This window comes from bacterium, from assembly GCA_024226335.1.
In the GTDB taxonomy this organism is placed as follows: domain Bacteria; phylum Myxococcota_A; class UBA9160; order SZUA-336; family SZUA-336; genus JAAELY01.
Window position 1 is genome coordinate 94,503 of the sequence record JAAELY010000118.1, and the last position, 24,159, is coordinate 118,661.

The 24,159-nt window shown below is 61.6% G+C and carries 24 protein-coding genes; 19 read left to right on the plus strand and 5 right to left on the minus strand.

Going from position 1 to position 24,159, the window contains the following annotated elements; genetic code table 11:
• Positions 1 to 13: 13 nt before the first annotated feature.
• Positions 14 to 388, minus strand: coding sequence for a VOC family protein (locus GY725_05300; GenBank protein ID MCP4003592.1), 375 nt, complete (start codon positions 386 to 388; stop codon positions 14 to 16).
• A 70-nt stretch (positions 389 to 458) separates the two neighbouring features.
• Positions 459 to 1,394 (minus strand): heme A synthase, encoded by a 936-nt coding sequence (locus GY725_05305; protein MCP4003593.1) that lies wholly within the window; start codon positions 1,392 to 1,394, stop codon positions 459 to 461.
• A gap of 389 nt (positions 1,395 to 1,783) precedes the next feature.
• Between GY725_05305 and GY725_05310 the strand changes: the two genes are divergently transcribed.
• From GY725_05310 to GY725_05350, 9 genes are all read left to right on the plus strand, one after another.
• Positions 1,784 to 2,200 (plus strand): nitroreductase family deazaflavin-dependent oxidoreductase, encoded by a 417-nt coding sequence (locus GY725_05310; protein MCP4003594.1) that lies wholly within the window; start codon positions 1,784 to 1,786, stop codon positions 2,198 to 2,200.
• A 268-nt stretch (positions 2,201 to 2,468) separates the two neighbouring features.
• Positions 2,469 to 3,344, plus strand: coding sequence for a PstS family phosphate ABC transporter substrate-binding protein (locus tag GY725_05315; protein ID MCP4003595.1), 876 nt, complete (start codon positions 2,469 to 2,471; stop codon positions 3,342 to 3,344).
• Between the two features lie 48 nt (positions 3,345 to 3,392).
• The gene (phoU, locus tag GY725_05320) at positions 3,393 to 4,478 is read left to right on the plus strand and encodes a phosphate signaling complex protein PhoU (protein ID MCP4003596.1); all 1,086 of its coding nucleotides are present in this window, start codon (positions 3,393 to 3,395) and stop codon (positions 4,476 to 4,478) included.
• Positions 4,478 to 5,410 carry a phosphate ABC transporter permease subunit PstC gene (gene pstC, locus GY725_05325; GenBank protein ID MCP4003597.1) on the plus strand — a complete coding sequence of 311 codons (933 nt, stop codon included), beginning with the start codon at positions 4,478 to 4,480 and terminating at the stop codon, positions 5,408 to 5,410. The genes phoU and pstC overlap by 1 nt, the downstream gene beginning before the upstream one ends.
• 77 nt (positions 5,411 to 5,487) lie before the next feature.
• Positions 5,488 to 6,285: a phosphate ABC transporter permease PstA gene (gene pstA, locus GY725_05330; protein MCP4003598.1), complete on the plus strand. Its 798-nt coding sequence runs from the start codon at positions 5,488 to 5,490 to the stop codon at positions 6,283 to 6,285.
• Between the two features lie 28 nt (positions 6,286 to 6,313).
• On the plus strand, positions 6,314 to 7,078 hold the full coding sequence (locus tag GY725_05335; protein MCP4003599.1) for a phosphate ABC transporter ATP-binding protein: 765 nt from the start codon (positions 6,314 to 6,316) through the stop codon (positions 7,076 to 7,078).
• Complete coding sequence (locus tag GY725_05340) at positions 7,078 to 7,863, plus strand: phosphate ABC transporter ATP-binding protein (GenBank protein ID MCP4003600.1); 786 nt, start codon at positions 7,078 to 7,080, stop codon at positions 7,861 to 7,863. The genes GY725_05335 and GY725_05340 overlap by 1 nt, the downstream gene beginning before the upstream one ends.
• Positions 7,864 to 7,895: 32 nt before the next feature.
• A complete protein-coding gene (locus GY725_05345) occupies positions 7,896 to 9,056 on the plus strand; it encodes a lipase (protein MCP4003601.1) in 1,161 nt (386 codons plus the stop codon).
• A gap of 75 nt (positions 9,057 to 9,131) precedes the next feature.
• Complete coding sequence (locus GY725_05350) at positions 9,132 to 10,271, plus strand: class I SAM-dependent RNA methyltransferase (GenBank protein MCP4003602.1); 1,140 nt, start codon at positions 9,132 to 9,134, stop codon at positions 10,269 to 10,271.
• Between the two features lie 36 nt (positions 10,272 to 10,307).
• On the opposite strand, the gene GY725_05355 is transcribed toward GY725_05350, so the two are convergent.
• Complete coding sequence (locus tag GY725_05355; GenBank protein ID MCP4003603.1) at positions 10,308 to 11,144, minus strand: glutathione S-transferase family protein; 837 nt, start codon at positions 11,142 to 11,144, stop codon at positions 10,308 to 10,310.
• A 354-nt stretch (positions 11,145 to 11,498) separates the two neighbouring features.
• Between GY725_05355 and GY725_05360 the strand changes: the two genes are divergently transcribed.
• From GY725_05360 to GY725_05400, 9 genes are all read left to right on the plus strand, one after another.
• Positions 11,499 to 12,020 carry a hypothetical protein gene (locus tag GY725_05360; GenBank protein MCP4003604.1) on the plus strand — a complete coding sequence of 174 codons (522 nt, stop codon included), beginning with the start codon at positions 11,499 to 11,501 and terminating at the stop codon, positions 12,018 to 12,020.
• A 167-nt stretch (positions 12,021 to 12,187) separates the two neighbouring features.
• On the plus strand, positions 12,188 to 13,498 hold the full coding sequence (locus tag GY725_05365; GenBank protein ID MCP4003605.1) for a DUF1214 domain-containing protein: 1,311 nt from the start codon (positions 12,188 to 12,190) through the stop codon (positions 13,496 to 13,498).
• Between the two features lie 207 nt (positions 13,499 to 13,705).
• Positions 13,706 to 14,860 carry a pyridoxal phosphate-dependent aminotransferase gene (locus GY725_05370; GenBank protein MCP4003606.1) on the plus strand — a complete coding sequence of 385 codons (1,155 nt, stop codon included), beginning with the start codon at positions 13,706 to 13,708 and terminating at the stop codon, positions 14,858 to 14,860.
• 133 nt (positions 14,861 to 14,993) lie between these two features.
• The gene (locus GY725_05375; GenBank protein MCP4003607.1) at positions 14,994 to 15,650 is read left to right on the plus strand and encodes a TetR family transcriptional regulator; all 657 of its coding nucleotides are present in this window, start codon (positions 14,994 to 14,996) and stop codon (positions 15,648 to 15,650) included.
• Positions 15,647 to 16,552 (plus strand): SDR family NAD(P)-dependent oxidoreductase, encoded by a 906-nt coding sequence (locus GY725_05380; protein MCP4003608.1) that lies wholly within the window; start codon positions 15,647 to 15,649, stop codon positions 16,550 to 16,552. The genes GY725_05375 and GY725_05380 overlap by 4 nt, the downstream gene beginning before the upstream one ends.
• A gap of 9 nt (positions 16,553 to 16,561) precedes the next feature.
• Positions 16,562 to 17,419, plus strand: coding sequence for a 3-alpha,7-alpha,12-alpha-trihydroxy-5-beta-cholest-24-enoyl-CoA hydratase (locus GY725_05385; GenBank protein MCP4003609.1), 858 nt, complete (start codon positions 16,562 to 16,564; stop codon positions 17,417 to 17,419).
• A gap of 13 nt (positions 17,420 to 17,432) precedes the next feature.
• Positions 17,433 to 18,623 carry a lipid-transfer protein gene (locus GY725_05390; protein MCP4003610.1) on the plus strand — a complete coding sequence of 397 codons (1,191 nt, stop codon included), beginning with the start codon at positions 17,433 to 17,435 and terminating at the stop codon, positions 18,621 to 18,623.
• A gap of 128 nt (positions 18,624 to 18,751) precedes the next feature.
• Entirely contained in the window at positions 18,752 to 20,248 is a 1,497-nt protein-coding gene (locus GY725_05395; protein MCP4003611.1) for an MATE family efflux transporter, read from the plus strand.
• Positions 20,249 to 20,276: 28 nt separating this feature from the next.
• Complete coding sequence (locus tag GY725_05400; GenBank protein MCP4003612.1) at positions 20,277 to 20,747, plus strand: DUF1232 domain-containing protein; 471 nt, start codon at positions 20,277 to 20,279, stop codon at positions 20,745 to 20,747.
• A gap of 22 nt (positions 20,748 to 20,769) precedes the next feature.
• Here GY725_05400 and GY725_05405 read toward each other — a convergent pair whose 3' ends face one another.
• A complete protein-coding gene (locus tag GY725_05405) occupies positions 20,770 to 22,593 on the minus strand; it encodes an AMP-binding protein (protein MCP4003613.1) in 1,824 nt (607 codons plus the stop codon).
• Between the two features lie 95 nt (positions 22,594 to 22,688).
• On the opposite strand from GY725_05405, the gene mazG reads away from it, so the two are divergent.
• Positions 22,689 to 23,372 carry a nucleoside triphosphate pyrophosphohydrolase gene (gene mazG / locus GY725_05410; GenBank protein MCP4003614.1) on the plus strand — a complete coding sequence of 228 codons (684 nt, stop codon included), beginning with the start codon at positions 22,689 to 22,691 and terminating at the stop codon, positions 23,370 to 23,372.
• Positions 23,373 to 23,396: 24 nt separating this feature from the next.
• On the opposite strand, the gene GY725_05415 is transcribed toward mazG, so the two are convergent.
• Entirely contained in the window at positions 23,397 to 24,071 is a 675-nt protein-coding gene (locus GY725_05415) for a hypothetical protein (protein MCP4003615.1), read from the minus strand.
• Positions 24,072 to 24,159 lie beyond the last annotated feature (88 nt).

A 24,159-nucleotide genomic window follows, 5' to 3' on the forward strand; every position in this document is an offset into this window, starting at 1 on the left:
GTAACCCGTCGGCCTAGCCGAGTTTCATCTCGAAGAAGCAGAGCTTGTTGCCGTCGAGGTCGCGCACGTAGGCACCGTAGAAGATCGGCATCCGCTCGCCCGGCGGGCCTTCGTCCGTTGCACCCATCTCGATGGCCTTCGCGTACAGTCGGTCGACGCCGTCCCGGGAGCCTCCGGGAATCGCGATCATCTGGCCGTTGCCTACTTCGTGGGGTTTCTCGTCATAGGGGATGCAGAGCGAGAGCATCGCCTGGTCCGTCGAGGTGCCGTAGAACTTGATGCGATCCATGCCGAAGAGCTGCTTGGCACCGATCTCAGCGAGCAGCGCGTCGTAAAAGGCGACCGCGCGATCCATGTCGCTGGTGCCGATGGTGGTGTATCCGAGCATCTCTGATCTCCTCGTGCAGGGTGCGCGAGCATAACCCACTTCACCCCGCGTGGGGCGCCGGCGGCCTGGTTCATTTTGCCTCTGCGAGCTGTCTCGAGTCGGATGCTCTCTCGTCTTGAGGGGAGAGGATGATCTCGCGGGCCAGCACCCCAACGGTCAGCACGATGATCGCGCCGATGCCGGTGTGGAGGCCCGTTAGCTCGAAAGGCAGGCGGAGAAGCACGTTGGCGACGCCGACGACGATCTGCAGAGTGACCAGACCGGCCGCTGCCTGGCTCAGGCCCGCTGCTCGGGTGGTGCCGCGGGTGGACCACACCATGGCCAGGGTGGATACGAGGAGGAGAAGGCCATTGAGCCGGTGCGCGACGTGCAGCCCGACCGGCCCGACGAGGGTGGGTACGATTGATTCGCCATCGCAGGTCGGGAACGAAGAGCATGCGAGCCCCGCGTACTGACTCGAAACGAGGCCGCCCAGCAGGAGTTGAAGGAGGAGAATGGAGGCGACTAGTGTCACGAGCACGCGAGTGCCGGCCGCAATGGCAGAACGCTCAACCCCGGCCGAGCCCCGTTCACGCAGTTCGCGGTAGAGCAGGAACAGCGTCAAGCAGAAGCCATTGCCCAGGATCAGGTGAATGCTGACGGTCCAGGGGGCGAGCTTGAGCAGGACGGTCAGGCCTCCGAAGACCGCCTGGGTGAGGAGCAGCAGCCAGGCAAAGGTCAACCGCCAACGCATCCGTTCACGCAAGTCGCGGTTTCGCAGGCACAGCCAGGACAACACCATCAGGCCCATGGAGACGGCGCCCGCCAGGGCGCGGTGACTCCACTCGAAAGCCACAAGGACATCGAATTCCGGGACCAGTTCGCCGAAGCAGAGTGGCCAATCGGGACACGCCAGGCCCGCCCCCCGGGCACGAACGCTCGCACCCAGCACGATGAGGCAGAGCGTGACCATGCTCAACGCCGCGAAGCCTCGCGCCACCCACTTGCTACGTGCCGAGACGCTCATCGACGTGACCTGACCCCGATTGTGATACCGGTTCCTATGCTAGAGCAAACCCGGTATTTGGTGCAAAGAACCCCTTCCCCCTTCTTCGGTGGTCTGATTTCGACCGTTTCTGAAGCAGGTGGTCGGCATCCCGACGAGTGGTACGGCCTGAACTCGTCCGTCCCAAAGCTCATCTCTGAGCCTGTCATTGAACGAGCGAATGACTTCAGGAATCCCGCGCCAACCCTCTCTTCGCAGCAGTGACCTGGGCTCGTTTCAGGGAATCAGGTCAGTTCTGCGCAGATCCTCGGACCGGCGTAGACTGTCGCCGTGAACTGCCCAAACGGTGAAGCGGCCCCCCGTCCGAGTTCGGGCGCAGATGCCCACCACTCGCCAAGGATGACAAACTCATGACGCGCATCTTTTCCATGGCAATGCTTTCGACGCTTCTGCTCGTGGCCTGCAGTGGAGGACCCACTGAGCTGATTCCAGGGGCTTTTGCGGTGCCCGGCGGGTCGCTGAGCGGCGAGGTCGTCACCGCCCAATCCTGGTCCGAAGTCGTGCAGGAAGACGGGGTCCTGGACCTCGAGACTCGGCCCACAGACCCTTACTCGGTCCGGGTCGGCTTCGTGAAGAAAGGTGAGGCCATCTACCTCGACCCAGCCGCGGAGCGGAAGTGGAATGTGAACATCAAGGCGGATCCGGCGATTCGCGTGCGCATCGACGCTCGCGTCTACGAGGCGACGGCCGTGACCGTTACGGATCCAGGCGAACTCGAGGGCTTCGACGCCGACCGCGACGTCTACCGCCTGGACCTGAAGCGCTAGGAGCACCGACCCTGAACGGCGTTGGTGCATAGGCGCACGAGATCGAAATTGCCAACGCGCGGGGCGGACTCCAGACAGAAGACAGCCGTCATGGAGATGCGAAAGCTCGTATCTCTCGGATTCTGATCGAGGTCCCCTCTATTACGTTTTGTTGACGATTTCCCGAGCGTCGAGTGCGCCCTTGAATCTGGGCCCGGCGCATGTAATTCAGTTCTCGCAATGCGCGGCTGCATTCTCGTGCTGCATATGCCAAGGAGAAACGGTGGGGATTTTCAGAGCTCTCTTCACATTGGTCGCCGGGCTGACGCTGGCTGCGAGCTTCGCATGTGGTGGGGCCGGTGATCGGACCCTGATTCAGAACAAGGGTTCGGATACCCTCGTGAACGTGGCCCAGGCCTGGGCCGAGGCGTACCAGCAGGTGGAGCCCTCGGTTTCGGTGTCGGTCACCGGGGGGGGGTCGGGTACGGGTATCGCGGCGCTGATCAATGGCACGGTCGATCTGGCAAACGCGAGCCGGGCGATGAAGCCCAAGGAGATTGCTCTGGCCAAAGAGCGCGGCCAGAACCCGATCGAACACATCGTGGGCTACGACGCGCTGGCAGTCTTCCTGCACGCCGCCAACCCAGTGACGAGTTTTTCCGTCGGACAACTCGCCGAGATTTACGGAGAGGGCGGCAAGACCGACAACTGGGCGAACCTCGGCATAGAGGTGCCTGGCTGCAAGGGCCAGGAGATGGTGACGGTCAGTCGTCAGAACAATTCCGGAACCTACGCCTATTTCCGCAAAGCTGTTCTCGGAAAAAACCGCGAGTACAAGCTCGGGACCCGCGACATGCACGGCTCGAAGGACGTGGTCGACCTGGTGGACAAGACACCCTGTGCGATCGGCTATAGCGGCCTGGCCTACGCGACCGAACATTCGAAGCTGGCCTGCATCAGCAAGACCGAGGGTGTTCCCTGTGTGAACCCAAGCGTTTCGACCGCGAGGGACAGAAGCTATCCGATTGCGAGACCGCTGTTCATGTACACCAATGGCGAGCCGAAAGGCGAGATCAAGAAGTATCTGGATTGGGTGCTCAGCGACGACGGTCAGTGCCTGATCCTGAAAAAGGGCTACGCGCCGGCTCGAGATGTGATTTGTTAGAAAAATCAGGTTATCTGTCCGCGCGCTAGGCCCGTTGGAGCACGAGTCATGACGCATTTTGAAGAGCGTGTAGAGCGAGATCTTGCTGACCTGAAAGGGCGCGTAGGTTCGCTCGCGTCCCAGGTGTCGACCGCGCTCGAAAACGCGCTGCACGCCCTGTTGAGCGGAAACCGAAAAACCGCCTATGAGACCGTTCTCGGCGATCGGCCGATCAACCGTTCCGTTCGAGAGATAGACAAGCTCTGCCACAGGTTCATCGCGTTGCATCTGCCGAGCGCGGGCCTCCTTCGGCTGATCTCCTCGATCATTCGCGTGAACATCGAACTCGAACGAATTGGCGACTACGCCGTTACGATCTGCCTTCATGCAGTCCAGCTCTCGGAGCCGCCGAGCGGTTCGATTGCACGCGAAATCGGGGCCATGGGCGAAGAGGGGCAGGGGGTTCTTCGTCAGGCCACCCAAGCTTTTATGGAAGGCAATGCAGAGACCGCCAAGGCCACCATGCCCGCGGCTACTCGCGTCGCGAACAACTATGACATCGTGTTCGAGGACCTGATCGAACGCGACCAGGACCGAAATTTGCGCGACCTCTTCGGTCTGTTTGGCGTGCTCTCCATGCTGGAACGCGTTGCGGATCAGGCCAAGAACATCTGCGAAGAGACCGTATTCGCGATCAGCGGAGAGACCAAGGCGGCCAAGGTCTACCAGGTGTTGTTTCTCGATGAAGACAATTCCTGCATGAGTCAGATGGCCGAGGCCATCGCTCGCAAGAGCTTTCCGGGGAGCGGAAACTATCGCAGCGCGGGACGCACGGCGGCGGGCGCTTTGAACGAAGGTTTGACGGAGTTTCTTCGCGATCGCGGGATCGACGTCGCGAATGCCCAGCCCAAAGGCCTGGACCTGACGCAACCCGAACTCGAAGCCCAGCACGTGATCGTGATACTTCAAGGGTCGATGGAATCGTATCTCGGACGAGCGCCTTTCCACACCGCCGTTCTAGAGTGGGATGTCGCTGAGCAGGCGACCGGGTCTGAAGCCGCCCACAACCGGGAAGGTTTCGAGACGATGTACCGCGATCTTGCGCAGCGTGTCAGCAGTCTGATGGAGACGCTCCGCGGAAAGGATGCACCCTGATGTCCGCCCCGCCCGCGGCCCGGACCTCACGGCTCGCGGATCTCGATCGGCGTGGCTTCGACTGGTATGTCGACCGCTTCATGTTCTACCTGGTCTATGCCGGTGGGATCTCGGCGATCGTCTTCATTATCGGCATCTTCCTATTCATTAGTCGGGAAGGTCTGGGTTTTGCCCTGGGAACACTCGATCTAGGCGAGTTCTTCGGCTCTCCCAACTGGCGACCGACTTCCGAGAGCCATCCCACCTACGGAATTCTGGCGCTGATCGCGGGAACCGCGAGCGTGACGGGGCTGGCCATGATCGTGGCAATTCCCTTTTCGCTCGGAGCGGCGATCTTCATCGCGGAGTTCGCCACAGGCAGGACTCGCGAAACTCTGAAAGTGCTAGTGGAATTGCTGGCGGCGATCCCCTCGGTAGTCTGGGGGTTCATCGCGCTATCCATCATGAACCCTCTGATCATCGAAGTTTTCGATGTGCCCGTCGGGCTCAACGTACTGAACGCCGGTTTCATTCTCGGCTTGATGGCGGCTCCGATCATGACCTCGATCGCCGAGGATGCTCTCAAGGCGGTACCGGACCGCTATCGAGAGGCTGCGGAGGCCCTCGGTGCTACCCGCTGGCAGGTAATCTTCAAGACGGTGATCCCGGCCGCGCGAAACGGCCTGTTGGGTGCAGTGCTTCTGGGCGTCGGACGCGGCTTTGGCGAGACGATGGCCGTGTTGATGGCGACCGGTCACTCGATCCACATACCCGACAGCATCTTCGACTCGGTTCGCGCGTTGACCGCAACGATCGCAGCTGAACTGGGCGAGACGGCCGTGGGCTCGGAGCACTACCAGGCATTGTTCGCGATCGGGATCTTCCTCTTCCTCATCACCTTTGTCATCAACCTCAGCGCCGATCTGATCGTGCGCGGCGTGCGCAGGGGATAGTGATCGTGTTTGCGGCGAGTCAACTGAACGTGCGCAACCGACGGGTCGAGCGACTGTTCCAGTTGCTGTTCGGAATCATGACGGCGTTGTTGATTCTGCCCGTACTGATCATTCTGGGCACTTTGATCTACAAGGGTGGACCGATCCTCTCGATCGAATTCCTGTTCACGGATCCCACCAATGGCATGACGCAAGGCGGGATCTTCCCGGCTCTGCTCGGCACTATCTGGCTGGTCAGCGTCGCCTTGCTCGTATCCGTACCTCTGGGCGTGGCGGCGGCGATCTATCTGAGCGAGTACGCGCCCGAAAACTGGCTGACTCGCGCAATCAATCTGGCGATCATCAACCTGGCTGGCGTGCCTTCGATCGTGCATGCGCTGTTCGGCGTAGGCGCGTTCGTGCTCTTCTTCGGTTTTGGAACCAGCATCCTGGCCGCGAGCCTGACGCTCGCCATCATGACCTTGCCGGTCGTGATCGTGGCCACGCGTGAGTCGCTCCAGGCCGTGCCAGAAGCGTTTCGCGAAGCCTGCTGGAATATGGGGGCCACGCGCTGGCAGACGATCCGGAACGTGGTCCTGCCGAATTCGATCAGCGGGATTCTTACCGGCGTCATCCTCGAGGTATCGCGCACTGCGGGCGAGACCGCTCCGATCATGTTCACGGGTGCCGCCTTCTTCCTGCCTTTCCTCCCACAGGGGGTTCTCGACCAGACCATGGCGCTCTCGTTGCATCTGTTTGTCGTCTCGACTCAGATCCCGGGTGTGCCCGAGGAACTGCCCTACGGTGTCGCGCTGGTTTTGATCTTGCTCGTGTTGCTGATGAACAGCCTGTCGATTGCGCTGCGAACCTATCTGCGAGGTCACAAGAAGTGGTAGTGAGCGACTCAACGCGAGGTCCGAAGAAGTGGTAGGCGAGCGACTCAAGCTCGAGATCCGCAATCTGTCGATCTCCTACGACGGGAAACCGGCTCTATCCGACGTGAGCCTGGGGATTCGCGAACACGAGATCTTTGGCGTCATCGGTCCCGCCAATGCGGGCAAGACTTCGTTCCTCAAGGCGCTCAATCGCATGGACGAATTCGATTCGGCCATGAAGGTTCGCGGCGAGATCCTGTTCGACGGGCGCGATGTTCGCGATTGCCGCAACGTCTATGCTCTGCGCCGTCGCATCGGAGTGGTCTTCCCGCTTCCCGTGGGTTTGCCTTTGAGCATCTACGACAACGTGGCCCTGGCTCCGCGGCTCTCGGGGGTCAAGAAGCGCACGGATCTCGACGTGATCGTGGAGCGCTGCCTGCAGCGGGCCGCGCTCTGGGACGAGGTCAAGGACCGACTCGACTCGCTCGGCAGTCTGCTCTCGGGCGGCCAGCAACAGCGGCTGACGATCGCTCGAGCCTTGTCTCAAGAGCCTGATCTGCTCTTTCTGGACGAGTTCTCGATCGCGGTCGATCCGGTTACCACCATGCGCATCGAAGACGTGCTGAAGGAACTCCGCCAGGAGATGACGATCATCCTGGTTACCAATCTGGTTCAGCAGGCCCGCAGACTCGCCGATCGCACTGCGTTTTTCATGGACGGTGCCTGCGTCGAGGTAGGCGAGACGGAGGAACTGTTCACGGGCGAAGTCAGTGATTCGCGCACTCGGGACTACGTGGAAGGGCGCTTCGGCTGATGAGTGAAACCGCAGAGAAGACGAAGTGCGCGATTCGCACACGCTCCCTCGACCTCTGGTACGGCACCTTTCAGGCGCTCTACGACGTGAACATCGAGATCAAGAGTGGCCAGATTACGGCTCTGATCGGGCCCTCGGGTTGTGGCAAGTCGACCCTTCTGCGCTGCGTCAACCGCATCATCGAACGCCTCGACTACGTACGAATTGAAGGGGGTATCGAGGTTCACGGCCAGGACGTCTACGCCTCCGACGTCGAGGTCGTACAGGTTCGCAAACAGGTCGGCATGGTCTTTCAGCGCCCGAACCCACTGCCAATCTCGATTTACGACAACGTCCTTTTCGGTCACGGTCTGCACTCCGAGGCTCGCCGCGCGACGCGCGACGAGAAGGATGCGATCGTCGAGGAGGCGCTTCGCGGCGTGCTGTTATGGGACGAGGTGAAGGATCGGCTGCAACGCAAGGCCACCGAACTCTCGCTCGAAGAGCAGCAGAAACTGTGTATTGCCCGACTCCTTCCCGTAAAGCCGAGCGTATTGCTGATGGACGAACCCTGTTCTGCGCTCGACTCCCGAGGAACAGAAGCCATCGAGGAGTTGATCTGGAACCTGCGTGGCAAGTACACGATCCTGATCGTGACGCACAACATGGCGCAGGCGCGTCGCGCCAGTGAAGAGTGCATTTTCATGTTGCTCGGGCGTATGATCGAACACTCCGAGACCGCGGAGATGTTCGTTACACCGACCCGCCGGGAAACGGCCGACTACATCGAAGGTCGCTACGGTTGATCCAGGGATGCCGATGAAGTCAGAGAGTGCGCTTGCAAACTAAGATCATGCAGTCGATCCCATTGGTAGATTTGATTCCCGAGACCGTCGCGGCGCACGGTGCATTGGATTTCGACTATCGCGGCGATGGGCTCAGCCCCCGTCGATTGCCCGCCTGGACGCGAGCTCAGCTATCCACCGAAACCGACGTAATGGTGCGCATGCCTTCCGGTGTTCGCCTGCGATTCAAGACGGACTCGACCAGGATCGGCATCTCATTTCTCGCTACGGCAATCCAAGTCCTCCCCAACGAGCGCCGACCGATCACCTTCAGTCTCGAGGATGACGGGCGACTCACCGCTGGCTCCTCGGTCCGCGGCAATACCATCGTCCTGCAGCAGAGCAAGCCGGGAGAATTCGATCTCGTGCGCGGCGAGGCGGATACGGTCTGGTTCGAAGATCTGTCTCCCGATGGGGTCTATGAACTCTGGCTGCCTCACAATGCATTCTTGGAGTTGCGCGCTTTCGAGATTGAAGCAGGCGCATCGATCTTTCCCGCCGAAGCCGATCCCAGGCCCCGCTGGGTTCACTACGGAAGCTCGATAAGCCACTGCATGGAGGCCGAACAGCCCGGCGAGATCTGGCCCGCGGTGGCCGCACGTCGGGCGGGCGTCGCATTGCAGAATCTGGGATTGGCGGGACAGTGTCACCTGGACCAATTCGTAGCCAGGACGATTCGAGATTCGGATGCGGAGATCATCAGTCTCAAGCTGGGCATCAACATCGTGAACGCGGATTCCATGCGTGAGCGTGTCTTTGGCTCCGCCCTTCACGGGTTCCTGGACACGATCAGAGAGGGCCAGCCCGACGCGCCGATCATCGTGACCTCGCCGATCCACTGTCCGAGCGCCGAGCAGAACCCGGGTCCCACGATTTCCGACGAAGGAGGCAAATTCCGAACCTTCAAGGGCAACGACGCGCTCCGGGTGGGATGTCTCTCCCTGGTTCGCATTCGAGAAATCATCTCCGAGATCGTCGAGAGACGTCGGGCAGATGGCGATGACGCTCTGCAGTACTTCGACGGACTGCAGCTCTTTGGCCAGGCGGACGCCGGTGATCTCCCCGATGACTTGCATCCGAATCCGGCTGGCTACATCAGGATGGGAGAACGCTTCGCAGATCTCGGACTGAGCCCAATCCTGCAGCGCTGCTAGGAAGGTTCGTCGTTTCGAACTCCTGGAACACGGCGGCATGCGGCGCATGAGCTCTGTGGACGATAGGGTTGGGCTGTGAGATCACAGATCCAGCCCTGCTCGCATCGTCCGCCCTGTCCCGGTTGCCCGCGCTACGGCGAGCCGGGCATCGCCCCGCAAGTCGAAGAGCGGCTCGCAGAACTCGCCACACGCGCGGGTCTTCCCGCCCCGATCCCGGCCGAGGCCGCGGCGCTGGGTTTCCGGACGCGCGCGCGCCTGGCCGTGCGCGGGCGAGCGAATTCTCCGAAGCTCGGCATTTTCCAGTCGGGTACGCACCGCATCGTCGACATCCCGCGCTGCGGCATCCACCACCCGAGCATCAACGAAGCCGCGCGTCAGCTACGCGCCGCGATCCGCGCCTGCGCCGTTGCGCCGTACGCGGACCTTCCTCATCGCGGTGCGTTGCGCTACGTGCAGATCGTCGTCGAGCGCGTATCGGGCCGCGTGCAGCTGGTACTGGTCGGCAACGCGACGAGCCCCGAGTCGCTCGCACCCCTTCTCGACGCGGTCAGAAGCGAGCTTGGCGAGCGCCTGCAGGGCCTGTGGTGGAACGGAAATCCCGAGCGGAATAACGCGATCTTCGGACCCCACTGGCAGCACGTCGCCGGTGCCGAGGCGTTGAATGAGACCATCGACGGTGTGGAGGTCTCGACACCTCCCGGTGCCTTTGGCCAGAGCCACCCCGAGTTATTCGAGTCGCTCGTGCAACGCGCACGCGCGGCGGTCCCCGATGCCGCGCGCGTGCTCGAACTCTACGCCGGAAGCGGCGCGATCGGCCTGGGGCTTCTCGCGCGCAGCAAGCAGGTCATCTTCAACGAGCTCTCGGCACACGGCCTGCGTGGGCTCGAACTGGGCCTGGCCGCTCGCCCCGAAGCGGAGCGCGCCCGCGCGAGAGTCCTGCCCGGCGACGCGGTCGACTTTCTTGACGCCGTCGAGGAGTCCGACTGCGTGATCGTCGATCCGCCGCGCCGCGGCCTGGACGCGCGCATCGCAGAGCGGCTCCGCACGTCGACACCGGCCACGCTGGTCTACGTGAGCTGTGGCCTCGACTCGTTCCTGCGCGAAGCCACTGAATGGCTCGACTCGGGCCGGCTTCGCCTGCGCACTCTCGACGCGTTCGCGCTATTCCCGTACACGGAGCACGTCGAGACCCTGGCGGTCTTCGAGCGCTCCTGAAACGCGGCTTCATCTCGACCGCACGCTGCTTGCCGATCAGGTCGGAGGGCCGTCTGTTCGCGAGCCAGAAATCACTGATCTCAACATCGCTAGCTGAGCACTCGGGGAGGGAGTGACTTCCCAGATATCGGCCAGATCGAAACTCGGGCGCAACCTGAGTTGCTCGTAGTAGTTTTTGAGATGGGGTGCCTGGCCATCTCCCCAAAGCGACGGTGCGAGCCCCAACATGGTCAGACGGGCGAGGACACACGTCCAGACGACGTCCGCCAGCGAATAGCTATTCCCTGCCAGGTAACGGGTCTTTTCGAGTTGATCTTCGACGCGCTGCAGTACCTCCGCCAGATGGTTCCGAATCTCGTTGATCTCTGGCACGCTGGCCAGGCTCGCCCGCCAGCGGTGGACGTCCTGGATTTTTGCCTCGTACAACTCGGCAAGATCTGGATTCCTGTTTCGCAATCGGTGCAGCTTTCGCATCCGTAACGGCAGGCTGACCCTCCGGAGGAGGAGACCAAGCGCCCCACCGAAGGTCGCGTAGCTCAGTTCACGCATATGGATGAGGTCCTGCTGCTCGATCCACTGCTCCATGCACTCACGCTCGTACGCTCCTTCCGGAATCAGAGCCGGACCCTCGAAAGCTTCGTCGATGTAGCGAATGATGCGCGCGGAGTCTGTCACGATCGTGTCACCGTGAACCAGAGTCGGAACCACTCCCTTCGGGTTCAACTGCAGGTACCATGGTTCGTAGTTCACCAGTCGAAGCTCGATATCTACGAAATGTTTCTCGTAGGAGACGCGCTTTTCCGCCAGCGCCAGGCGGACTTTTTGCGAGCAGAGTGATCCCGGAAACGCATAGAGCCTAGGCTCGGATCCCATACGATCTCCTTCCGATCAAACTCGACCCAGTGTCAGGGTTTCATCCTAGCATGCGTCCAAATCGTGAAAGGGCTTCAATTCAAGAGTGTCCCTTGAACATCCTCCGGAACTCCATCACGTTCGGAGTTCTGGCCCTCATTGTTGCACTACTCAGCTTCGCCCCACTCCCAACGCCGCCGCGGTCGTGGCGGTCGCCCGGCTCGGGTAACAGTTCTCCGTCGGGTGCCAGGTTCGGGTGCGAGGTTTCCGCTCAACAAGCCGTTTCCGACTGACAGCGAACCGCTTCCCTCGTTCTGCGGCCGTGATACTCTGGCGAAATTGAACGACCTATCTGTCGGATGACTCGGGATCCAAGTGGCCAACCTGGAAACGCTCGCCAATATTGCAGAGATCTTCGGCGCCATCACGATCATCGGCGGCGCGGTCTTCGCGATCGCTCAAATTCGAGAGTTTCGTGCCCAGCGCCGCCTCGCGGTTACCGTGGAGCTGACCCGATCCTTTCAAAATCCCGACTTCGCCGACGCGATCAACCTGATCAGGGATCTTCCAGACGGCCTATCCGGAAGCGAGCTTCGCTCGAAAGGTCCGGAATACCAGCGAGCGGCGGTCATGATCTGTACTACGTATGAGACCATCGCGTTTCTCGTTTTCAAAGAGATGGCTTCCCTATCGATGGCACGCGAACTTTCCGGAGGCATCGCCCTGGTTCTCTGGCGAAAGCTGGAAGGTTGGACCGAGCACGTTCGCGAGGAACAGGACCAGCCCTCCTGGGCAGAGTGGTTTCAGTGGCTCGTCGAGCAGTTCAAACGCGATAGCGTGCAAGAGGAAACGCACCCAGCGTACCAGCGCCACGCGGACTGGCGCCCCCGTTTCTAGAGGGTGTAGCCTGAGAATGCGTTGCAGCTAGAAAAGACCCGCGACCCGGTGGAACTCTGGGTTCCGGGCTCGATGCACACTAGATGGTGTGGGTCCTCTCCGGGTCGGTAATGTTCGGCCTGACCACCCGCCTCGGCCAGAGTGCGTGAACAGGGTAGGATGCCCGCATGCGTATTCGCACTGCTCTCATCTCGATCGGGGTTGTAGTTGTGGTCGCGGTCGTCGCGTTCCTGTTCGGTCGCCTGAGCGCGCCCGCTCCGACTTTCGAAGCAGGTGCCTCCGCCGAACTCGACGATGATCTTTCGGCTGCGTGGGGCGACTTCATCCGTGCGCAGGACGAAGCTCTGCAACTGATGCAGGCGAGCGAGTTCTTCGGCGATGACCAGGAGCGTGCGGAAGCCTATCGAGGCGTTCTCTACGCGCTGGTCGGCGCGATCAAGACGGGCGGGCTCATGGACCGCGACCGGCCGCGCTTCATGCGCGCGGTCGACTGGACTTCCAAGAGCGGTCTCGACAACCCCGACAACAAGTACTACCTCGCGCTGATTCGAGACGACGCAGAGTATCGGGTGACAGGGACGCGTGGCACGACGAAGTCGCTCGTGTTTCAACTCCTGGTTGGTCAGCCCGGCGTTCGAGGCGCCGGAACCAGCACCCATGTGAGCATGCTCGACGCACGCGACATGGCCATCGACCGGAATGGAAGCTTCGAGATCTACATCGGACGCAACGATCCCGGACAAGGCAGGAACTGGTTGCGAGTGGGGGACGGCGCCGAGACGCTGATCGTACGCTTCAGTCACGGTGACTGGGATCGCGAGCAGGCCGGCCGGTTGCGTATCGAGCGCATCGGTAGTGAAGGAGAAGCCGCGCCAGCACTCGACTCCCGACAGATGGCCTTTCGATTGCGCGACGTCGCGACCACGCTCTTCGACAGGACGGCCACCTGGCTCGATTTTGCGGGCAAAGCGTGGCGCTTCATGCCGCGAAACGAAGTTTCGCAGGCTCGCGAGACGCGGGGCGGACTGGTCGGTCAGTACTCCGCCTTCGGCAGTTTCGAGCTGGGTCCGGACGAGGCACTGATCGTCACGACTCATCCCTCGAACGCGGATTACCAGGGCATTGAACTGGGCAATCTCTGGTTCGTGAGCTTCGATTACGAAACGCATACCTCGAGCCTGACGACAGACCAGGCGTATCTGTCGAGCGACGGTCGCTACCACTTCGTCGTCTCCGCGCGGGATCCCGGCATCCAGAACTGGCTTGATAGGGAAAGGCACCGTCGCGGTCTGATCATGCTGCGTTGGCAGGGTCTCGACGCGGCATTGAACGATACTCAACAGCCAAGCGCCCGCGTCGTGAAACTCGATCAACTGCGAGCGGAGTTGCCCGACGACACCCCCGACTTCAGCGTCGAGCAGCGGCGTGAGCAGATCCGGAAACGCCGCCTGCACACACAGCAGCGCTTTGACGGTTGAACCCCGTGGTTCGGTTCTTCATAGAACATCTCGATGGACTTGAAGATGTCGGCTTCTGCGAGTCGCCAGGTTCGGTAGACTTTCTTTCTGTTTCTCTCCTGTTTTTGGCGTCCGACACACCCACTCGGGGGTTTCCGCGCAAGTCGACGTCTCTGGAGGCGTCGTGCGACACTGGGCCGGTCGCGCCTTTTCGCGACGGGAGATCTCATGGCATTGGAGCTCAGCCGGTTGGCCCGCGGATCGCGAACCTCACCGATTCGCAGCATGACTGTGGAGTGTGCGCGACTCGGAGGCGTGAATCTGGCTCAGGGCGTTTGCGATACACCGGTTCCCGAGGAGGTACGGCGCGCGGCTCGGGATGCGATCGAAGCCGGTGCGAATACCTATTCGCGCTACGACGGGCACGAAGAACTGCGCCGTGCGCTCGCCGCAAAGATGAAGCGCGACAACGGGCTGGACTACGACCCCGAAGGTGAGATCGTCGTGACCTCCGGTGCGACAGGAGCATTCTACGTCGCTGCGCTGGGGCTGCTGGAGCGCGGAGACGAGGTCGTGGTGTTCGAGCCTTACTACGGCTACCACACGAACACTCTCGAAGCCCTCGGGATCACACCTCGCTTCGTGCAACTGAAGCCGCCTGACTGGGATATTCCTCTAGACGAGTTGGAAGCTGCGATCACCGAGCGCACCCGCGCGATCATCATCAACACGCCGGTGAACCCGTCGGGCAAGGTCATCAGCCGATCGGAGCTGGTCGCGCTGGGAGAGATCGCGCAAGAGCACGATCTGTTCCTGTTCACCGATGAAGTCTACGAACATTTCATGTTCGACGGCCGCCAACACATCAGCCCCGCCTCGCTCCCCGGACTGCGCGAGCGAACGATCACGATCAATGCGCTGTCCAAGACCTTCGCGATCACCGGCTGGCGGATCGGCTGGGTCGCCGCCGACCGCCGCTTCGCCAGCGCGTTCGGCAATCTGAACGATCTGGTCTATGTGTGTCCGCCGTCTCCACTCCAGTTGGGTGCGGCTGCGGGACTCGAGCAGCTCCCTCGGGACTACTACACCGGGATCGGTACGGAGTTCGCCGAGAAGCGGGACATTCTCTGCGCCGCATTGGAGCGCGCGGGTCTTCATCCGTTTCGACCCCAGGGTTCGTACTTCACGCTGGCCGATATCTCGCGTCTGCCCGGCCAGACCAGCGACGAGCGCGCGATGTACCTGTTGAAGGAGGCCGGTGTGGCCGCGGTCCCGGGCAGCGCCTTCTTCCGGGGCTCGGCCGGGGACTCTCTGGCCCGTTTCTGCTTCGGAAAGACTGATGCCGAACTGGCCGAAGCCTGTCGCAGGCTTGAAAACCTTTGAAAATCAACCGCTTACGCTTCTTGTCGGGAGTTCCATGGTTACGTTCAGTATTGACTGTATGTTTCTGCCTGGGCTAGTCTGATCGCGTCGCCGGGAAATCCCGGGAGCCACCAGGGCTTGTCCCGGAGGACCCTTGTCTACCTCGACCCCCCAGCCGCGAGCGCGGCGCACCCAGGAGGAGCGCAGCGCAGAGACGCGCGAGCGCCTGCTCGACGCGACCATTGAGTCGTTGATCGACGCCGGGTACGCGCGTACCACGACGACCGCGGTGTGCGAACGCGCAGGTCTGTCGCGCGGGGCGCAACTGCATCACTTTCCCACGAAATCGGATCTGGTGATCTGCGCGGTCACGCACCTCGCCGCAAAACGGGGAGACGAGATCCGCGCGCAGCGGGAGCGACTCGCCGATGGGAATGAAACGCTGGGAACGGCGCTCGATCTGGTCTGGGCGAGTTTTTCCGGCCCCCTGTTTCACGCCGCCCTCGAACTCTGGGTCGCGGCGCGAACGGATCCGGAGTTGCACGCGAACCTGTATTCCGTGGAACGCCGAGTCGGTCGAAACATGGCTCAGCTCTTTCGGGAATTTGCCGGTCAAAGGCCGGAGGGCGAGCACCAGATCGAAGACGTTCTCGAACTCACTTTCTACGTGATGCGCGGCATGGCCTTGCAACGCATCCTGCGGGACGACGACACCGAGCGACTGCGCTTGTTCGAGCTCTGGAAGCACATGGTGTCGACCGTCTTGCACGAACCGATTTCATTGAACACGAAACAAAGGAGCAATTCATGAGTGAAATCCGATTTGAGGATCGCGTCGCCGTCATCACAGGTGCCGGGGGCGGTCTTGGAAAAACCTACGCACTCGAACTCGGTCGACGCGGAGCAAGCGTCGTCGTCAACGATCTGGGTGGCAGCGCAGACGGCACGGGCGGTGGCAGCTCCATGGCCGACGAAACCGTCAAGACGATCATTGACGCCGGTGGGGCCGCAGTCGCGAACTACGATTCAGTGGCGACCCCCGAAGGCGGCGAGGCCATCATCAAGAGCGCGATCGACAACTTTGGCAAAGTCGACATCGTCATCAACAATGCGGGCATCCTGCGCGACAAGACCTTCATCAAGCTCGAGCCGAAAGACCTCGAAGCCGTCATCGACGTGCATCTGAAGGGCGCCTTTTATGTTTCCCAGCCCGCTTTCCGCGTCATGAAGGAACAGGGCTACGGACGCTTCCTGTTCACGGCCTCGGCCGCTGGAATCTTCGGCAACTTCGGCCAGTCGAACTATGGAGCCGCGAAGATGGGACTCGTGGGACTGTCCAACGTCCTTGCCGTTGAAGGTGCGAAGTACGAAATCAAGTCGAACGTGATCGCGCCCATCGCCAAGACGCGCCTGACCGAGAGTTTGCTCGGACCCGCAGCCGATGCGCTCGATCCTTCGCTGGTGACACCGCTTTCCTGCTACCTGGTTTCTGAAGACTGTCAGCTCACGCACGAAGTGATCTCTGTTGGTGGTGGCCGTTTCGCGCGCGTCTTCGTCGGTCTGGCACCGGGTTGGTACGCGGGCAAGGACAAGTCCGTATCGCTCGAAGATATCCGCGACAACCTGGACGAGATCATGAACGACGACGGTTATATCGTTCCGAAGAGCATCGGTGACGAGATGAGCATCCTCATGAAAACTCTGGCGAGCTAGGAGGCGAATATGCCGATCGACCTCGAAAAAGCACAGGGCGCGACGCTTCCGGAGAGCAAGTCTTCCTGGAGCGCAGATGACGTGATTCTGTACCACCTCGGGCTTGGCGCGGGTGCGGGCAAGCCGCTCGATTCCAAGGAACTCGAGTACACCTACGAGAAGAACCTGAAGGTGCTTCCGACCTTCTGCGTCACTCCGGTATTCGGCGCCATCGGACAGATGGGTGCCGTGCCCGGTATCGATATCAACTTCGCGTTGGTCTTGCATGGCGAGCAGGAGATCGAGATTCATCGACCGCTGCCGACTTCGGCGAACATCGTGTCGAAGGGCAAGATCGCCGGTATCTACGACAAGGGAAAGGCCGCGCTGGTCGTGATCGAGATGCAGACTTCGGAGGAGGGCGGCGATCCGCTCTTCACCAACCGCTTCTCGATTTTCGCGCGCGGGGAAGGCGGCTTCGGCGGCGAGTCGGGTCCGAAGGCCGGCAATATCGCACCCGATCGGGCACCCGACGCCATCGTCGAGAGCCCCACGGTGAGCCATCAGGCGCTGCTCTATCGCCTGTCGGGCGACAAGAATCCGCTACACGCAGATCCGGACTTCGCGAAGCTAGGCGGCTTCGACACGCCGATCCTGCACGGGCTGTGCTCGTACGGAATCGTCTGCAAGGCCGTCGTCGACGAAGCTCTTGGCGGAGACGTGGACAAGGTTGCGGGCTATAGCGCGCGTTTTGCGGGCGTCGTATTCCCGGGTGAGACCATCGTCACTTCCATGTGGAAGGAAGACGACCGAATCCTGATCAGCGCAGTGTCGAAGGAACGCGAAGCGCCGGTCATTTCCAACGCAGCGATCAAGCTGAGAGCATAAGGGGATCGAATCAATGGGACGAAAAGTATTCGTAGTCGGTGTGGGGATGACCAAGTTCGAAAAGCCCGGAGGTCGTGAATGGGACTATCCGGACATGGCGCGAGAAGCGGGACAGAACGCCCTCGCAGACGCCGGTGTTCCTTTCGAGGCGATCGAGCAGGCTGCAGTCGGTTATTGCTACGGCGATTCGACGGCGGGTGAGCGCGCGTTTTACGAACTCGGACACAGCGGAATTCCGATCTACAACGTGAATAACAACTGCTCGACGGGATCGACCGCGCTGTTCATGGCGAAGCAACTCGTCGAAGGCGGACTGGCCGAGTGCACCATGGCCCTGGGTTTCGAGAAGATGGAAAAGGGTTCACTGGGCATCAAGTACACCGATCGCACGACGCCCATGGACAAGCACTTCAAGGCCATGGTCGATGAGAGAGGCTTTGCAAAGGCGCCCGCAGCTCCGCAGATGTTCGGCAATGCCGGCATCGAGCACATGGAGAAGTACGGCACCAAGCCGGAGCAATTCGCGAAAATCGGCTGGAAGAACCACAAGCACTCCGTCAACAACCCGTACTCGCAGTTCCAGGACGAGTACTCCCTACAGGACATCCTCGATTCGCCGACGGTCTACGGACCGCTGACCAAGCTGCAGTGCTGCCCGACTTCGGACGGCTCCGGTGCTGCAATCCTGTGCAGTGAGGACTTCGTGAAGAAGCACAATCTGCAAGACAAGGCGGTCGAGATCCTCGGCATGGCCATGACGACCGATTATCCCAGCTCATTCGAGAAGAGCATGATCAAGCTCGTCGGTTCCGATATGACCAAGGCTGCGGGCCAGAAGGTGTACGAGCAGTCCGGTCTCGGACCGGAAAACGTCGATGTCGTGGAACTCCACGACTGCTTCTCGTGCAACGAGATGATCACCTATGAAGGACTGGGCCTTTGCCCCGAGGGCAAGGGTGGCGAGTTCGTCGACTCGGGCGCCAATACCTACGGTGGGAAAGTCGTCGTGAATCCGTCCGGCGGACTGATCTCCAAGGGACATCCCCTGGGAGCAACCGGTCTCGCACAATGCGCCGAACTCAATTGGCAGTTGCGCGGAGAGGCCGAGAAGCGTCAGGTCGACGGTGCAAAGGTTGCGCTTCAGCACAACCTGGGCCTCGGCGGTGCTGCGGTCGTCACCATGTATCGCAAGGCCAGCTTCTAGTCAGAAAGGCATTCGGCGGGGCTCGACCTGCCTCCTAGACTCGCCGATGCCAAGGGCTCCGGGGTGCGCAACCCGGAGCCCTTTTCCGTTTCTCTAACCAATCAAATCCACTTCAACCCAGGACGCCCTTGAGCGACGAACCGCGAAGTACAGACCCTCTGCGAAGCACCGACCTTCTGAGGAGCACGGACCGTCTAGACGATCCCGAAGTCTCGGGATCGATCCCTTCGGCGACCGTGGCCGCCGCGGCCGGTCAGCTTTCGCGCACGGAACGGCGGCGCCGCGCCGACCGCGACATCCTGCAACTCGCGTGGCCCGCAGTGGTTTCGCAGCTACTGGCGAGCTTCGTGAGCCTGGTCGATATCGCCATGCTCGGACGTCTGGGAACCGAGTCGCTGGCTGCGGTCGGGTATGCAGCCCAGTTCTTTCATCTGGCGCAGTCCTGTCTACTGGCTCTGGGCATCGCCTGCGTGGCCCAGATGGCGCGCTCGATCGGAGCCGGAGATCCGGCCCGCGCCCGTCAGGCACTGGCGACCTCGATTGCACTCGCGTTCGTGGCCTCGGCGGTGATCACGGCGATCGTTCTGGTCTTTCCCCGCGAGCTTCTGCTTCTGCTCAACGCGACTCCCGAGATCGCCGAGATCGCGGTTCCCTATTTTCGTCTGACGATCGGGTCCACGACCATCCTGGCCATCGCGTTGATGTACGAGAGCGGTTTCCGCGCCGCCAAGAACACCCGGACTCCGTTGCGCATCGCGATGTGGGTTACGGGCATCAAACTCGTGCTGAACGGACTGTTGATCTTCGGTGCATTTGGTCTTCCCCGCATGGAACTGGTGGGCGCGGGGCTTGCGACGGTCGCGTCGCAGGTCTTTGCGATCGTGGCATTCGTGTACGTGAGCCGACGAGCGACCGAAGAGGTCGGGAGTGCGGTTCGCCTACGCAGGGCAGACTTCGCCGGGATTCCCGCCATGCTGCCCGAAACCCTGCGACTGGCCCTCCCGGCACTCGGAGAGCGCCTGGGTATGAACCTCGCACTCATGACCTATTTCTGGATCCTCGGAGATTACGGGCCGGTCGCGATCGCGGCCTACACCGTCGGGGTTCGCGCGCTCAGCTTTTCCTGGATCCCCGGCGTAGGGCTTTCGGTCGCATCTTCGACGCTGGTCGGTCAGGCGCTGGGCGCACACGACCCGCGCACTGCCGTACGGGCCGGCTGGCGCAGTGCTCGCCTGGCACTGTTTATCTCCGCGATCATGGGGGTGGTGTTCATCCTGACGCGCGTTCAACTCGCGCGGCTTTTCACCAACGACCCGCAAGTGATCGCCGCCATCGAGCCCTTCATGCTCGTACTGGCGCTCGCTCAGCCTTTTCTTGGCCTGCATTTCACGCTCGGTGGTGCATTGCGCGGGGCGGGTGACACCATGACGCCACTGTGGGCTGCGGTCGCCGGGAACTGGATGTTTCGGGTTCCGCTGGCGTTTGCGGCCGCACGCATCTTTGAACTGGATGTCTTCTGGGTGTGGGTGCCTCTGCTCTTCGATCATCTGATCCGTGCGGGCTGGATCACCTGGGCCTTCCGCAGAGGACACTGGACCCGGAATCTGGGTCTGGGTGTTCGTTGACCGGCTCGGGAACGCTATCTTGTAGCGCGTGAGCGAAACCCGTCTGGAGATCGACCTGCGCGCGCGAGAGAGACGCTTCTACGATCGTCTGCGCGCTCTCGTCGTCCGGCCAGTACCCGGAGAAGGGACGGGTGTACGCGACCTCCTGCTCTTGCTGCCGGATATGTTCATTCTTCTGGTCCGGCTTGCCCGGGACGATCGCGTCCCGATGGGTTCGAAGATGATCGCGGTGCTCGGCGTCGCCTATGTGCTCTCGCCGATCGAACTCATGCCCGAGATCATTCTCGGACCGATTGGCTTGATCGACGACTTGGTGGTGGTCGCGGCCGCGCTCTCGCGAGTCATCAATCGCGTGCATCCCGACATCGTCAATTCGCACTGGTCGGGTCAAGGGGATGCACTCGAGGCGATCCGGAAGGTCACCGCCTGGTCCGAGAAGACGCTCGGAAAGGTCGTGACCGGAGTGCTCGGGTTCACGCGCGTCCGCGCGCGAAACTGATCAGCCGAATACCTCTGGAGCCCTAACGATCGAGTAGTTCCGCACGCTCGGCGGCTTCGAAGTCCTTGTGCAGGCGCTCGTAGTCCTCGGTCGTCAGGAGTCTGTAATTCTTGTCACCTCGTTCGCGCCAGAAGATCGTTTCGTCGGCGAGACGTCGGCGATCGTAGTGCGTCGCTTTGAGATGGCGCACAAGGATCTTCTGAGTGCCGGTGTACTGGAAGTCGTCGACTATGCGCACGAAGTCCGGAAACCACTTGCGGTCCATGCTTCCGCCGCCGATCTGCTTTTCACAGAAATCGAACAGGCTCTGTGGGTCGAACTCTGCGCCGTCGCGCATCTTGATCGCGGCCATCACGAGTTCATCGGAGACCATGCAGGGTACGCCATAGGCGGCTGCGAGAGGAATATCGGGGTGTTCGGAGATCAGGCGTGCAACCTGAAGCGCAGAGAAGTTCTCACCGTCCTTGCGGATCCAGTCATCGGTGCGCCCGTCGAAGTACAGGTAGCGCTTGTCGTTCTGGATCAGCATATGACCCAGGTCGCCCGAATGGTAGATGCCGTCGCGGAACTTTGAACTACTGGCGCTCTCGTTGTCGAAGTACCCCTGGAAGAGACCTGTCTCTTCAGCCTGTCGGCAGATCTCGCCCACGGCGTCTTCGTAGTTGCTGATCTTTCCGTCGCCATCGAGAACGGCTGGGGGGCACTCTTCGCTCTTCTCGTTCAGGATCTTGACCGCGGGGTCGGTGACCTCGCCCACGCTGCCTCGTGGGTCGCCCTTGCGGCGGAATGTGCTGATGGCGGCTTCCGTCGATCCGTACAGCTCGTACATGTCTTCCAGACCCAGCCAGTCGATGAACCGATCGATATCGGGTGGCGAGGCGCCGTTGCCGATCGCGAAGCGCAGTTTGTTCTGCGGATTCTGGCCCACCTCGCGCTCGATGCGGGCGAAGTCTCCGTCGTACTGACTCTCGAGTGAGGCCAGTACGTAGTGCACCGGCTCACCCACGTAGTTCCAGTACGTGCAGCCGTACTTCAGGATGTCGGGCAGGAAATTGCTCGCACTGAAGCGCTCTCGCAGGCCCATGCTGCCACCGACCCAGAACGCGGGCATCAGGCCTACGAACATCGAATTGGAGTGGAATAGCGGCATGCAGGCGTAGCCCACATCGTTGCGGCCGATCTCCGTATTCGACGAGATACCAATGCCAGTTGCGCAGAGTTTGAAGTGGTTGTTGTTGATGCCCTTGGGAAGTCCCGTAGTTCCCGAGGTGTAGATCACCATGAGATTGGTATCGGGTTGCGGGTTGGCGTCCGGGTAATCCAGGCTCTTGCCCGCCGGAGCGACTTCGTCAGCCAGGCAGGCCAGAAGATCGGCCCCGACCGGGATCGATTCAGACCCGGTGCGCAGTACCAGGATGTTCTCCTTGGGAATATCCCGAAGTTCGGACTTCACGCGCTCGACCTCGGGCAGGAATCGTTCGTCGACGACCAGGATGCGCGAGCGCGACTGGTTGATCACACCGGCGAGCGTCTCACCCCGCAGTCCCGTATTGATACCGAACAGGGTCAGCCCCGCGATGCCACAGCCGCCGTACAGGGACGTGAGTTCGAGATGGTTCTCGAGCATCATCGCCACATGCCCCGGACGCTTGTCGTCGATGGCTCCTAGCCGGCGCAACAGAAAGTGCGCCATGCGCGTCGATTCATCGCGGAACTGCAGATAGGTCCAGCTTCGCTCGTGCTGGCTCAGGAAAATCTTGCCCGATGCTTCCGGGTGTTCCGCGCGCGCCTGGATCTGCGCGCGCAGCGTGAAGTCGGCCTGGAACTCAAGAGGTTGATTCGACACGGTTTCTCCTTCGGACACGGATCCACTGGGGGTGCGGCCGATCTTACCTCACTCCTTCATCCGCGTTCAAAAGCGCGTCCTGCTAGGATCGCAGCGTGAACAGGATCGATGACCTTCTGCGCATCATGGAGCGGCTGCGAGACCCGGATGACGGCTGTCCCTGGGATCGGGAGCAGACCTTCGAGACGATCGCTCCCTACACGATCGAAGAGGCCTACGAGGTGGAGGACGCAATCGCCCGGCGCGACCGGTCGGCGTTGCGGGACGAGCTCGGGGATCTGCTCCTGCAAGTCGTCTACCACGCGCAGATGGCTCGCGAAGCCGGAAACTTCGCTTTTGACGACGTGGTGGATGCGATCTGCGAAAAGCTGGTCCGACGCCATCCACACGTGTTTTCGGACGCGACCGTCGAATCATCGGGAGACCTGAAGGCGAACTGGGACGAGCTCAAGGCCGTCGAGCGGGCGGGCAGGGCGGCCCGGGAAGGTCGCGAGCCCGGTGTTCTGGACGACGTACCGCTGGCTCTACCGGCTCTCTTACGGGCCGGCAAACTACTGCGTCGCGCAGCCCGGGCCGGTGTCGACGATGCTCCTCACGAGCAGAGCTGGACACGAGAGGCTGGGCCCGGCGAGATCAGCGACGAGCAGGTCGGGGACGGATTGCTGGCGATCGTCCGCCGGGCCACGGCCAGCGGGATCGAGGCCGAGGAGGCACTCAGGGCGGCGAACCGCCGTTTCGAGCAGCGGGTCCGGGCGCGCGAACCCGATTCAGATCCCTGAGTTCGCCGGCCTCAGGCACTAGCCTCAGGCACTAGCGGTAGGACGGTGGACGTATTCCGTAGGTCCACCGTGCTCGCGCGCGTTGCGCTTGCGCAGGATATCGGTTGCCTCGTCGTAGTGTCCCGCGTCTTGAAGCTGCAGGAGGTACTCGCTCAACTCTTCTTCCGAGAGGTCCTGCCAGTCGACCGGTCTGGGTTGCGTCTCGGGCCGTACCCCTGCCGCAGAGCGGATCAGGTCGATGGCCCTGTCGGCCGACGGTGACATCCGGTGGTACGGCCCCTGCCAGATGAGCCGAATCAGACCCGGACCCAGGACCTGAACGGTATCGCGTGCTGGGTTGCAGGGCCCGAGTTTGCGGAGTGTTTCGATCAGGCCCTCGGTGCGGCTGTGGCGCAGGTGAAGATCGAGATAGACCATGGAACCGCGCACGAAGCTGCCGTCGCCATCGGGCAGTGCCAGTACTTCGATTCCCTTGCGCACCAGACTGATCTCGCTGGGCTCCAGTGTGAGGATCGGGTACGGCGCACCGCGTAGACGCATGCTGCGCGGCGGGCCGAGCTGAATCGCCAGAAGCTCACCGCTGCAGCGCACGAACCATTCGCCTCGGCCCCAGGTGGCGCGGGCGAGCAGGTTTCGTTCCGGTCCGAAGCTATTCCCAGATCCGACTGCGGGCGCTTCTTCTGGCGGATTGATCTGCATGGTCGCGCGTTCCTCGACGGGCCAGGTGAGAGTATGCTCGCCCGTTCGTCGTGGAAGTGTGCCGTCGGTTCGAGATTTATCCGGCGTT

What these genes read in the sequence shown, in the direction of transcription:
- GY725_05300 (MCP4003592.1), bottom strand. Translation starts at nt 388, where the DNA reads ATGCTCGGATACACCACCATCGGCACCAGCGACATGGATCGCGCGGTC.
- GY725_05305 (MCP4003593.1), bottom strand. Translation starts at nt 1,394, where the DNA reads ATGAGCGTCTCGGCACGTAGCAAGTGGGTGGCGCGAGGCTTCGCGGCG.
- GY725_05310 (MCP4003594.1), top strand. Translation starts at nt 1,784, where the DNA reads ATGACGCGCATCTTTTCCATGGCAATGCTTTCGACGCTTCTGCTCGTG.
- phoU (MCP4003596.1), top strand. Translation starts at nt 3,393, where the DNA reads ATGACGCATTTTGAAGAGCGTGTAGAGCGAGATCTTGCTGACCTGAAA.
- pstC (MCP4003597.1), top strand. Translation starts at nt 4,478, where the DNA reads ATGTCCGCCCCGCCCGCGGCCCGGACCTCACGGCTCGCGGATCTCGAT.
- pstA (MCP4003598.1), top strand. Translation starts at nt 5,488, where the DNA reads ATGACGGCGTTGTTGATTCTGCCCGTACTGATCATTCTGGGCACTTTG.
- GY725_05340 (MCP4003600.1), top strand. Translation starts at nt 7,078, where the DNA reads ATGAGTGAAACCGCAGAGAAGACGAAGTGCGCGATTCGCACACGCTCC.
- GY725_05355 (MCP4003603.1), bottom strand. Translation starts at nt 11,144, where the DNA reads ATGGGATCCGAGCCTAGGCTCTATGCGTTTCCGGGATCACTCTGCTCG.
- GY725_05365 (MCP4003605.1), top strand. Translation starts at nt 12,188, where the DNA reads ATGCGTATTCGCACTGCTCTCATCTCGATCGGGGTTGTAGTTGTGGTC.
- GY725_05370 (MCP4003606.1), top strand. Translation starts at nt 13,706, where the DNA reads ATGGCATTGGAGCTCAGCCGGTTGGCCCGCGGATCGCGAACCTCACCG.
- GY725_05380 (MCP4003608.1), top strand. Translation starts at nt 15,647, where the DNA reads ATGAGTGAAATCCGATTTGAGGATCGCGTCGCCGTCATCACAGGTGCC.
- GY725_05385 (MCP4003609.1), top strand. Translation starts at nt 16,562, where the DNA reads ATGCCGATCGACCTCGAAAAAGCACAGGGCGCGACGCTTCCGGAGAGC.
- GY725_05390 (MCP4003610.1), top strand. Translation starts at nt 17,433, where the DNA reads ATGGGACGAAAAGTATTCGTAGTCGGTGTGGGGATGACCAAGTTCGAA.
- GY725_05415 (MCP4003615.1), bottom strand. Translation starts at nt 24,071, where the DNA reads ATGCAGATCAATCCGCCAGAAGAAGCGCCCGCAGTCGGATCTGGGAAT.